Source organism: Mycobacterium sp. DL99, from assembly GCF_004762045.1.
In the GTDB taxonomy this organism is placed as follows: domain Bacteria; phylum Actinomycetota; class Actinomycetes; order Mycobacteriales; family Mycobacteriaceae; genus Mycobacterium.
Genome location: NZ_SJOM01000007.1, coordinates 148475 through 159838, shown reverse-complemented (window position 1 = coordinate 159838; position 11364 = coordinate 148475). Strand labels below are relative to the sequence as shown.

The window sequence follows — 11364 nt, the reverse complement described above, 5'->3', positions numbered from 1 at the left end:
TAATTATGGAATAATGCCAGACATGGATCGCTCACCAGCGAAAACACGTCTGTACGAAGAGTTCGCCGCCAGCGGGAAGGCACTCTCCCATGCCAGCCGGCTCGAGCTTCTCGACTTGCTGAGCCAGGGCGAACGCAGCGTCGAGGCGCTCGCCCGCGCGGCAGGTCTGAACCTGACCACCGCCTCGTCGCACCTGCAGGTGCTCAAACAGACTGGCTTCGTCGAAACCCGTCGAGAAGGTGTCAAGGTCTACTACCGCCTCGCCGGCGACGATGTCGCACAGCTCCTGGTTTTGTTGCGCACGGTTGCCGACCGTCGCAGGTCCGAAGTCGGTGCCGCCCGCGACGCTTACCTCGGCGAGCCCGTGGGTACGGGCATCGAGCGTGACGAATTGTGGTCGCGACTCAACGACCACACCGGCGATGCGCGTGTGGTGGTGCTCGATGTCCGGCCCGACGAGGAGTTTCTCGCCGGCCACATCCCGGGCGCGGTCTCGATACCGGTGGACGAACTCGCCGAGCGCATCACCGAACTGCCCACCGACGCCGACATCGTCGTCTACTGCCGCGGTGAATACTGCGGGTACGCGCACGACGCCGTGCGGACCCTGACTGCCGACGGCCGCCGTGCCATCCGCCTCAACGACGGGATGGTCGAATGGCGGCTCGCCGGGCATCCGGTCAGCACCGGACCCTAGACGTACGATCGCGGTTGTGGCCGACCAACAGCTAGGCGATCTCAAGCTGCTGCGCCGGGTGCGGGACCGCATCGACCGCGAGTACGCGCAGCCGCTGAACGTCGAAGCGCTTGCCCGCGGGGTGAATATGTCGGCCGGACACCTCAGCAGACAGTTCAAGATCGCCTACGGCGAGTCGCCGTATTCGTACCTGATGACCCGCCGTATCGAGCGCGCGATGGCACTGCTGCGCCGCGGCGACCTGTCGGTCACCGAAGTCTGCTTCGCCGTCGGCTGTTCCTCGCTCGGCACGTTCAGCACCCGGTTCACCGAACTCGTCGGGATGCCGCCCAGCCGCTACCGCGAACAGACCGCGTCGGTGACCGACGGCCTGCCGTCGTGCATGGAGAAACAGGTCACCAAACCGATCAGGAATCGAGAAGCGCCCGCGACCCGCCTCCACCTAGCGTGAAAAACATGGAACTCACCATTCACTCAAGCATGCTGCCGCTCGACGACCCGGACGAGTCCCTCGCCTTCTATCGCGACGTCCTCGGCTTCGAGGTCCGTCTCGACGTCGGCAAGGACAAGATGCGTTGGATCACGGTCGGTCCGCCGAACCAGCCCGACACCTCCATCGTCCTGTACCCGCCGACGGCCACCCCCGGCCTCACCGACGACGAGCGTCGCACCATCACCGAGATGATGGCCAAGGGCACTTTCGGAACGCTCCTGCTCGCCACCAAAGATCTCGACGGCACCTTTGAAAAGGTGCAGGCCGGAGACGTCGAGGTGGTCCAGGAACCCACTGAGCAGCCATACGGTGTGCGCGACTGCGCGCTTCGCGATCCCGCCGGAAACATGGTCCGTATCCAGGAGTTGCCCTAACCGATGAGCACCGAGACCCATCCTGCCGACAGTCACGATCTGATCCGGGTCACCGGTGCCCGCGAGAACAACCTCAAAGACGTCGACATCGAGTTGCCCAAGCGCCGGTTGACGGTGTTCACCGGCGTCTCGGGGTCGGGCAAGAGCTCGCTGGTGTTCGACACGATCGCCGCCGAATCACAGCGGTTGATCAACGAGACCTACAGCGCATTCGTGCAGGGCTTCATGCCGAACCTGGCCCGCCCCGAGGTCGACGTTCTCGACGGGCTGACCACCGCGATCATCGTCGACCAGCAGCGGATGGGCGCCGACCCGCGCTCCACGGTCGGCACCGCCACCGACACCGGGGCGATGCTGCGCATCCTGTTCAGCCGGCTGGGCACTCCGCATATCGGTTCGCCGCAAGCGTTTTCGTTCAACGTGGCCTCGATCAGCGGGGCGGGGGCGGTGACGCTGGAGAAGGGTGGCCGCACGGTCAAGGAGCGGCGTGACTTCAACATCGTCGGCGGGATGTGCCCGCGGTGCGAGGGTCGCGGCGCGGTCAACGACATCGACCTGACCGCGCTGTATGACGACACCAAGTCGCTGAACGAGGGCGCGTTGACCATCCCCGGGTTCAGCATGGACGGCTGGTACGGCCGGATCTTCCGGGGCTGCGGATTCTTCGATCCGGACAAGCCGATCAGCGAGTTCACCAAGAAGGAACTCGATGCGCTGCTGCACAAGGAGGCGACCAAGCTCAAGGTCGACGGGGTCAACCTGACCTATCTCGGGCTGATCCCCCAGATCCAGAAGTCGTTCCTGGCCAAGGACGTCGAGGCGATGCAGCCGCACATCCGGGCGTTCGTCGAGCGCGCGGTCACGTTCACCACCTGCCCGGAATGTGCCGGCACCCGGCTGTCGGTGACCGCGCGCTCGGTGAAGATCGAGGGTGTCAACATCGCCGAGGTGTGCGCGATGCAGATCACCGATCTGGCCGCCTGGCTGGGCACGGTGAAGGACAAATCCGTTAGCCCACTGCTGGCGGCGTTGCAGCACACGCTGGACTCGTTCGTCGAGATCGGGTTGGGCTATCTGTCACTGGACCGCCCGGCCGGCACCCTGTCCGGCGGAGAAGCCCAGCGCGTCAAGATGATCCGTCATCTGGGGTCGTCTCTCACCGACGTCACCTACGTGTTCGACGAGCCAACCATCGGCCTGCACCCGCACGACATCGCCCGGATGAACAACCTGCTGCTGGCCTTGCGGGACAAGGGCAACACCGTGCTGGTCGTCGAGCACAAGCCGGAGACGATCTCGATCGCCGACCATGTCGTGGACCTGGGACCGGGCGCAGGCTCGGCCGGGGGCGAGGTGGTCTTCGAGGGCAGCGTGGCGGATCTTCGGGCCGGCGACACCGTCACCGGACGCCATCTGGGATACCGCGCGGCGCTGAAGAACGAGGTGCGGGAAGCCAACGGCGCGTTGCAGATCCGCGGTGCCGACACTCATAACCTGCGGGACGTGGACGTCGATATCCCGCTCGGTGCGCTGGTGGTGATCACCGGGGTCGCGGGTTCGGGCAAGAGTTCGTTGATCGCCGGCTCGGTGGCCGGCCGCGACGGCGTCGTGGTGGTCGATCAGAGCCCGATCCGGGGCTCGCGTCGCAGCAACCCGGCCACCTACACCGGGCTGCTCGACCCGATCCGTAAGGCCTTCGCCAAGGCAAACGGCGTCAAACCGGCGCTGTTCAGTTCGAACTCCGAAGGTGCCTGCCCGACATGCAATGGCGCCGGGGTGATCTATACCGACCTCGGGGTGATGGCCACCGTCGAGACCACCTGCGAGGAATGTGAGGGCAAGCGGTTCGGCGCCTCGGTGCTGCAGTACACCCTCGGCGGACGCGACATCGCCGAGGTCCTGGCCATGCCGGTCAGCGAGGCGGAGCAGTACTTCTCCGAGGGCGAAGCCAAAGTGCCTGCGGCACAGAAGATCCTGTCCCGGATGGCGGACGTGGGCCTGGGCTACCTCACGCTCGGGCAGCCGCTGACCACCCTGTCCGGTGGCGAGCGGCAACGGCTCAAGCTGGCCGCGCAGATGGGGGACAAAGGTGACACCTACATCCTCGACGAGCCGACCACGGGTCTGCACCTGGCCGACGTCGAGCAGTTGCTCGGCCTGCTGGACCGGCTGGTGGACTCGGGGAAGTCGGTGATCGTGATCGAGCATCATCAGGCGGTCATGGCGCATGCCGATTGGATCATCGACCTGGGTCCGGGCGCCGGGCACGACGGCGGGCGCGTCGTCTTCGAGGGCACCCCGGCGGATCTGGTCACCGAGCGTGCCACGCTGACCGGTGAGCACCTCGCCGAATATGTGGGTGCCTGAACCAACATTGTCAGGGCACCCGAACTTTCCGGTGTTGACCCCCAAACTTATTGTCGAATAAGCACTTTCGGACGGGACGGTTTGCATCGTCCCGTCCGGAGTGCGTATGGTGGGTGACAGCGAAGGGGAGTAGCCCCCAATCGGATATTCGACATGCTGGCCGCGCAGCGATGCAGAAACGGCCCGGTTATCCGAACCGGTCACTGACCGGTGGGCGAGACCTTCGGCCGTAGACCGCATTTTGGGTTGCCGGCCGGAGGCATCTACTCAGCCCCCAACGGCAGCCAACGACCGAGGAGTTGTTGAGTGCTTGCTGCTCTGCTCTTGAGTTTCGCTGTCATCTTCGTCGCCGAACTCGGCGACAAGTCGCAGTTGATGGCCATGACCTTTGCGCTGCGCTACCGCTGGTGGGTGGTGCTCATCGGCATCACCGCGGCCACCACCGCAGTTCACCTGATCTCTGTCGCGGTCGGCCACTACCTCGGCGCCGCACTGCCGACGCACCTGCTCGGCATCCTCGCCGGGGTGGCGTTCGTGTTCTTCGGGCTGTGGACCCTGCGCGGCGACAAGCTGTCCGACGATGAGGCGACCAAGGCCCAGCGCTCGACCGCCCCGGCGTTCTTCACGGTCACCTCGGCCTTCCTGCTCGCCGAACTCGGAGACAAGACGATGCTCGCGACCATCACGCTGGCCGCCGACAACGACTGGGTGGGGGTCTGGATCGGTTCCACCATCGGCATGGTGGCCGCCGACGCACTGGCCATCGTGGTCGGGGCGATCGCCGGCAAGCACCTGCCCGAGCGCGTGATCCAGCTGGGTGCCGCGGCGCTGTTCGTCATCTTCGGTGTCGCAATGCTGCTGGAGGGCGCGTTCCCAGCGGCCCCGGTGTGGGCGACCACCGCGGGTGCGATTGCCGTGACGGCGCTGTGTGCGGCGGGCCTGCGGGCGCTGCCCGCGCATTTGCGACCGGCCGCGATGCGCAAACCCGAGGCTGCCGAACCAGCAAACTCCGATCACCCAGGCGCGATCACCCCTTGACCCCGCCGTGACCAGGCTGTTACGTATGTTGACAGAGTTTCCTGTGTGGTTATTGTGTAGTTCGTGCCAGGCCTGGCAAAACTCCTCCAACGTGCGGTCGCCACTGCGTCCGCCGTTGCCGTGTGCGCGGCACTAGCCACCACCGGCTCCCCCGTCGCACGTGCCGAGGACGCCCGGGCACTGCTGCTCGGCGCGATCGCCAACACCAAGGGCGCCTACCTCGTCTACAACTTCGGCGGCCAGTTCGCCGCGCCGTTCCTGTCCGCCGACGGCCGCGCCTACACGCTGAACAACGGCGGCCACCTGATGGCCATGAAGAACGCCTCCAGTCGGCTCAACCCGCGCCTGCTCGTCGACAGCCATCAGGGCTATCAGTCCCGCTGTGAGCGCACCCCCGGTGCACGTACCAGTGAAGGACTCTGGCAGGCGTCGGAAACCTATGCACCCCTTGCCGCCTGGCAGGTCCTCGGGCAGCCGACCATCGCGGTCAATGCCAACTTCTTCGACGTGCGCGGGCAGAAGGGCGGCTCGTGGCGGGACACCAAGTGCTCGTCACCGTTGGGCGCCTACGTGGACAACACCCGCGGGCAGGGCCGGGCCAACACCGCGGTCACCGGCACCCTGGCCTATGCCGGCAAGCAGGGCCTGTCCGGCGGCGACGAGCGCTGGGCGGCGCTGGCCACCATGATCCTTCCGATGGGCGGCGCACCGTACGTCGTGATGCCGAAGGGGCCCGACGACTATGACTCGGCCTCCCCGGTGATCCAGCGGCTGCTGGATCAGAACGCCCGGTTCGTCGCGGTGGCCGGCATCGGGCTGCTGGCCCCCGGTGACACCGGTCAGCTCAATGACCCGGGCCCCAGCGCGGCGCGTACCGCCGTCGGCTACAACCGGGCCGCAGATCAGCTGTTCGTGTTCCAGGGCGGCAGCTACACGCCGGACAACATCCAGGACCTGTTCCGCGGCCTGGGCGCGGACAACGCGTTGCTGCTCGACGGTGGCGGCTCGTCGGCGATCGTGTTGCGCCGCGATTCCGGCGGCATGTGGAGCGGCGCCGGATCCCCGCGCGGGAACTGTGACACCCGCCAGGTGCTGTGCGATTCACGCGAGCGGGCACTACCCAGCTGGCTCGCCTTCAACTGAGCGGCCGGCTAGTTCATCAGGATTTCGGCGAGAACAGCGTTCGGTATCCGCAAGGGCTGCAGGTACTTACGCAATCCCGGGTGACATAGCTGCAGAAGCCGTTCCTGCGGCTCGGCGTCTCCCATGCGTTGGCGGCCAAGGTATTTCAGTGTCGCGCCGGAGGGAAGATCACCGGCCACCGATGTCGCCGTCGTGCCCGAGATCAAGGTCTGCCCGCCGTGGGCGATGTCGCGCAAACGCTTGGTGCCGGTGCGTGCGCTGTGCACGCCGATACACAGATCAAACGGATCCAACGGCGTCAACTGCAGGTACAGCGCGCAGGACACCGCGTCAGACGCACGATCGAAGGTGGCTGTGAAACCATCGCAGGCAGGTCGCCTCGTCGACAGCGTGCCGCCGTGGAGTGCGACAAAGTGGGTCATCGTCGCTCGAAAGTACGGAAGAGCGGCGGCCATGTCCGCGGTTTGCGTTTGCCACAAGCGTGCGGATCCCTCGGTGCGGGCCATCAGCCACGTCGCCTCGGTCGACAGCTCTTCGGTCACTCGCGCGTTGCTCCCGCCCGTTCTTGCCTGATGCCCCGCGCCAAATGGCACGCAGAACGCCAGCGTAACCACTTTCCATGGGTTGCGTGGCCACGGTCAACACCGTTGCCGCCGAACGTGGTTGCCAACCCGCGGCAGAAGCGGTGTTGCCCCCGTGGGACGCGCGTAAGCGGCTACCCACCAGATTTGCTGGGCCGCGTCACGGTCAGTTCTCGAGCCACAGGTCGACGCCTTCGGCGGCGAAGATCGACAGCACGGTGCTCCAGGTGTCTTGCCCGAGCGCCTTTTTGATGTTCCGGTAGGACGTCATGGCGAACCGGAACTTGCGGTCCTCCGGAGTGCCGAAGCCCCCGCGCAGGCAGTCGGCCAGCGCGTCCAGATTCGAGCCGAAGTAGCCGCCGTCGCCGTTGACCGCCCGGCCGATCTCGGTGAAGAAGTCCGCCTTGGAAGCCACCTTGGTCCCATCGATCCGATACGTCTTCACATGCCTCCGATCAGGCAGAAGGATTCGTAGTGGTCGCCGGTGTAGTAGTACTCGGGCGGGTCGTTCTGTGGCGCGCCGCCGGTGATGATGCGCCGCTTGCCCCGGTTCTTGTTGCCGGGCGTCGGGACCGTGTACTCGTGGTAGTAGCCGCGCTCATGCTTGGGCAACCGGCCTTCGTAGTTTCCGAAGACGACGCCGTCGTTGCGCGGGTAGGGAAACGGTCCCCCGGATTGGATGAGCTCCACGGTCTTGTCCGCTTCAGGCGGAAGACCGCTCAGGTCGCACCTGCCGTCCGCTGCCGCAGACTTCGTCGGTGATGCCGGTGCGGATGCCGGCGCCGATACCGGCGGCGCCGCCGGAGATGACGTGGGTTGAGTCGGGGCGCAACAGCCCGAAAGCAGGCCGCACAGCACTGCCAGCGCCGCAATGCGTGATCGTCCCATCGGCACGAGGCTAGCAACAGGCGGCGCAAATCCAGGGCCAACGGCGCCAGTCGTGCGACGATCGTTACTCGAGTGAACAGAGTGACGACCCTCGCGGAGCCCACGCCCCGCCGCGGAAGCCCCGCGAGCGGGCGAAAATCCCTGTCGAACAGGCAATTTCGTCCCGATATCGAAGGGTTGCGGGCGGTTGCAGTGCTCGCCGTGGTGCTGTTTCACGCCGGGGTGCCCGGGTTCGGCGGCGGATTCATCGGCGTCGACGTGTTCTTCGTCGTGTCGGGATTCCTGATCACCGGGATGTTGTGGCGCGAGGCCTCGGGCACCGGGACGGTGCGGATGGCCCAGTTCTATGCCGGGCGGGCCCGACGACTGCTCCCGGCCGCCGCACTGGTCCTGGTCGCGACATCGATAGCGGCCACTCTCCTGCTCCCACCGCTGCAGGCCCGCTCGGTGCTGGCCGACGCGATCGCCAGTGCCTTGTATGTCGGGAACTACCGCTTCGCGGCGGAGGGCACGGACTATCTGCAGGCTGAGACGGCGGCGTCTCCGCTGCAGCACTACTGGTCGCTGGGCGTAGAGGAACAGTTCTATCTGTTGTGGCCGGCGCTGATCCTCGGCACTGCCTGGCTGCTGACCCGTAGCGGCCGCGGCACCCGTTCCGCCCTCCCGTACGCGTGTGTGTTGGCGGTGGTGGCCGGTGCCTCGCTGGCGGTCTCGCTTTCCTGGACCCAGACGATGCCGCCATGGGCGTTCTTCTCCCTGCCGACCCGCGCCTGGGAGCTCGCCGCCGGTGGGCTGATCGCATTGACCGCAGCGCACTGGCGCAGCTTGCCGCCGGTCTGTGCGGCACTGGTCGGCTGGGGTGGTCTGGCACTGATCCTGGCCACCTGCACCCAGCTCGGCACGGCCACTCCCTACCCCGGGTCCGCGGCGGTGCTCCCGGTGATGGGGACCGCACTGGTGATCGGGGCGGGTTGTGCGATACCCGATCTCGGGGTGGGACGGCTGCTGTCAAAACCGGTGATGCGCGGCATCGGCCGGTTGTCGTACTCGTGGTACCTGTGGCACTGGCCGGTATTGCTGTTGGCGCCCGCGCTGTTCGGCCACGGTCTCGGATTGGCGGGCCGGCTGGCGATGATGGTGATGTCGCTGGGCCTGGCCATCCTGACCCTGCACCTGGTCGAGAACCCGGCCCGGTTCGCCGCGGCGCTGCGAGGATCGTCATGGCGCAGCCTGGCCGTCGGCGCGACAGCCACCGGGGTAGCCGTCTGTGCGGGGCTGGCGCTGTTGGCAGTGCGTCCGGTGCCGACGGGAACCGGGCAGGCCGCAGTCCCGGTCGCCCTGGTCGGACCATCCCGCGCGGCCGCTCCGACGCTGACGCCCGAACAGCGGATACAGGCGGCCGTCGCCGCCTCGGCCGATCTGCGCGCGGTGCCGTCCAATCTTTCGCCGCCGCTGGGCAACATCACCAAACCCGAGGCGTTCGTCAACGGTTGCGTACTGTCCTGGCAAGACGTCGACATACCTGACTGCGCGTCCGGTGACACCGCGTCGGCCACCAAGGTCGCACTGATCGGCGATTCGCATGCGGGGATGTGGCAGCCGGCCCTGGAAACCGCTGCACAGCAACAGCGTTGGCGGCTGGAGACATATGCAAAAGTCACCTGCCCGCCGATGAAGCTCCCGATCCTCAGCCCCTACCTCGACCGCGAGTTCACCGAATGCAAGCAGTGGCGGGCGGACGTGCTGACCCGGGTGGCCAAGGAACGCCCGGCTCTGATCGTCCTGGACATGGTGCGCCGCTACGGTGCCGATTTCGGGTTCGTCAGCTACGACCCGACCTGGCTGGACGGGTTGACGCGACTCGTGTCGCAGTTACGTGGAACCGGAGCGCGAGTGCTGGTGCTCGGCCCTGTACCCGACCCGCACACGACGGTGCCGACCTGCTTGTCGGCACACATGGACGACGCCTCGGCCTGCGCGCCCGACCGGTCGATCGCCGTGAACGACACCGGAATTGCCGCCGAGTCCGCGGCGGTGCAGGCTGGCGGTGGACAGTACGCGCGGCTGGACCAGTACTTCTGCACCGACCAACGCTGCCCGGTGATCGTCGGCAACACCCTGGTCTTCCGCGACGACAACCACATCACCGCCGAGTACGCGCAACTGCTGTCGCCGGTGATGACCCACCTGACCCAGAGTGCGTTGGCGCCCAATTAGTTTGCATTCCGATGCCCAGCCGGCCGCCGGGAACGCTCAACGGCTTTCAGGAATCGCTCTTGGATTCCTTCTTCGAACTGCCATCCGCACCAGCGGACCCGGAATCAGAAGCAGAGGGCTTGCGGTCATTCGACCGGGACTCCGTGTTGCTTCTGCCTGCGGCCGTGTGCTTCTTGCTCGTCGAAGCACTCAAGCTTGATTCCTTCTTCGGCCCGGTGGTGGCGTCCTTGGCGTCGGCCTTCGTTTCCGCCTTGGCCTCAGTCTTGGTTTCAGTCTTGCTGTCGGCCTTGGATTCAGTTTTAGCTTCGACCTTGGTCTCAGCCGTGGTGCCAGCCTTGGTTTCCGCCTTGTTTTCGGCCTCTGCCGCCGACTTGGGAGCAGCCTCGGCTTCGGCGTCGGTGGCTTCCGTTGACTCCGCCTCGTCCTTCGGCGTCTTCTCGAGTGCCTCGGGCACCTTTGCGATTGCCGAGGCGGCTTCAAGCGCCGCGCCGGCAACCTCAGTGGGCGTGTTCTCCTCGACAGCCGCGCTGACAGTCTTGCGCTCTACGGCGCCGGCGGCGGGTTTGATGTCGGCCACCAAGTTCGTCACGGACACCCCGACCTTGTCCTTGCTTCCCTCGACGGACGGCGCCACCGTCGACTTCTGCGAAACCAGCGACACCGCACCGGTCGTCGACACGGCCGGCCCATTGATCGATTCATTGATCGCCTCGACCAGGCTCGTAAAGACGAAGCGGGTCACCCCCCCAAGTCCGGTGGGCGCACCTTCCTCGCCATCCGGATACCCGAAGAAGAACGACGAGGTGAGCCCGGATGCGAACGATCCTTCACCGAACTTTTCGTTGCTGAAGGCCAGGAAAGCCTTGCCGATGGTCTTGTTGACGCCGCCATCGAGGAAATCGGCGATCGACTGCGACTGCTCCGAGTCGGGACCGTTGACCTCATCGCTGATCAGAAGCGCGACCGCGCCCACGACCCCGACGACGCCTTGTTTGACGTAGGCACCCAACAACACCGACGGCACCGAGTCCGGGCCGAACACCTGGTCGCTGACCGCGAGCGCGACGTACGCGGTTACCGCGGACGAGCCGCCGTTGAGGTACGCGTTGAGCAGGCCGCCGAAAAAATCGGCGGGTTCGTCGACAACCAGCGCGGTTCGGTCCGCCTGCTCCGCTGCACCGCCGTCGGGCTGGACCGCAGCCAACGGCACCACCGGCACGGTGCCGCCGGAGACCCGATCGACCAGGGCCACGCCCCGCAGCAGGCTCGCCGGCTCCACCACCAAGGGCTGGCTGAGGGCCACGAGATCGACATTCTCGGACGAGATCCGCTGGTCCGCCTGGGCCACCACCCATTGGTCGCGCGGTGTCAACGGTGGCGAAATCGCCGGTGCCGCAGCGATTGCGCTGGCGGTCACCAACGTAATGCCGACGGAGATGTGCGGTCGAACGACCATACGTGCGGGCCTCCCGAGACGGAGTGGACTCTTGTCACAGAGAAGATATGGCAAATGCACAGACTCCGCTCAGTGAGCAGGGTCAGTTCAAATTGACTCCACGGCAAGGC

11 protein-coding genes are annotated in these 11364 nt (G+C 66.3%); 7 read left to right on the top strand and 4 right to left on the bottom strand.

Annotated elements, in window-relative coordinates:
* Nucleotides 1-22 precede the first annotated feature (22 nt).
* From EYZ64_RS00960 to EYZ64_RS00935, 6 genes are all read left to right on the top strand, one after another.
* Nucleotides 23-697, top strand: coding sequence for an ArsR/SmtB family transcription factor (locus EYZ64_RS00960; RefSeq protein WP_286174538.1), 675 nt, complete (start codon nucleotides 23-25; stop codon nucleotides 695-697).
* Nucleotides 698-713: 16 nt separating this feature from the next.
* Entirely contained in the window at nucleotides 714-1148 is a 435-nt protein-coding gene (locus EYZ64_RS00955) for a helix-turn-helix transcriptional regulator (RefSeq protein WP_135451468.1), read from the top strand.
* A gap of 5 nt (nucleotides 1149-1153) precedes the next feature.
* Nucleotides 1154-1564 (top strand): VOC family protein, encoded by a 411-nt coding sequence (locus EYZ64_RS00950; RefSeq protein WP_135451467.1) that lies wholly within the window; start codon nucleotides 1154-1156, stop codon nucleotides 1562-1564.
* Nucleotides 1565-1567: 3 nt separating this feature from the next.
* A complete protein-coding gene (locus EYZ64_RS00945; protein ID WP_135451466.1) occupies nucleotides 1568-3931 on the top strand; it encodes an ATP-binding cassette domain-containing protein in 2364 nt (787 codons plus the stop codon).
* Between the two features lie 306 nt (nucleotides 3932-4237).
* Nucleotides 4238-4969, top strand: coding sequence for a TMEM165/GDT1 family protein (locus EYZ64_RS00940; RefSeq protein WP_135451465.1), 732 nt, complete (start codon nucleotides 4238-4240; stop codon nucleotides 4967-4969).
* Nucleotides 4970-5032: 63 nt separating this feature from the next.
* Nucleotides 5033-6112: a phosphodiester glycosidase family protein gene (locus tag EYZ64_RS00935; protein ID WP_135451464.1), complete on the top strand. Its 1080-nt coding sequence runs from the start codon at nucleotides 5033-5035 to the stop codon at nucleotides 6110-6112.
* An 8-nt stretch (nucleotides 6113-6120) separates the two neighbouring features.
* Here the strand turns inward: EYZ64_RS00935 and EYZ64_RS00930 are convergent, their stop codons facing one another.
* The 3 genes from EYZ64_RS00930 to EYZ64_RS32275 all read right to left on the bottom strand — a co-directional run bounded on the left by EYZ64_RS00930 (nucleotide 6121) and on the right by EYZ64_RS32275 (nucleotide 7581).
* On the bottom strand, nucleotides 6121-6654 hold the full coding sequence (locus tag EYZ64_RS00930; protein ID WP_135451463.1) for an adenylate/guanylate cyclase domain-containing protein: 534 nt from the start codon (nucleotides 6652-6654) through the stop codon (nucleotides 6121-6123).
* Nucleotides 6655-6859: 205 nt separating this feature from the next.
* On the bottom strand, nucleotides 6860-7138 hold the full coding sequence (locus tag EYZ64_RS00925; protein ID WP_135451462.1) for a barstar family protein: 279 nt from the start codon (nucleotides 7136-7138) through the stop codon (nucleotides 6860-6862).
* Nucleotides 7135-7581 (bottom strand): guanyl-specific ribonuclease, encoded by a 447-nt coding sequence (locus EYZ64_RS32275; protein ID WP_286174537.1) that lies wholly within the window; start codon nucleotides 7579-7581, stop codon nucleotides 7135-7137. The genes EYZ64_RS00925 and EYZ64_RS32275 overlap by 4 nt, the downstream gene beginning before the upstream one ends.
* 81 nt (nucleotides 7582-7662) lie before the next feature.
* On the opposite strand from EYZ64_RS32275, the gene EYZ64_RS00915 reads away from it, so the two are divergent.
* Nucleotides 7663-9798: an acyltransferase family protein gene (locus tag EYZ64_RS00915; RefSeq protein WP_135451461.1), complete on the top strand. Its 2136-nt coding sequence runs from the start codon at nucleotides 7663-7665 to the stop codon at nucleotides 9796-9798.
* A 46-nt stretch (nucleotides 9799-9844) separates the two neighbouring features.
* On the opposite strand, the gene EYZ64_RS00910 is transcribed toward EYZ64_RS00915, so the two are convergent.
* Complete coding sequence (locus EYZ64_RS00910) at nucleotides 9845-11218, bottom strand: cell envelope integrity TolA family protein (protein WP_135451460.1); 1374 nt, start codon at nucleotides 11216-11218, stop codon at nucleotides 9845-9847.
* Nucleotides 11219-11364: the final 146 nt, after the last annotated feature.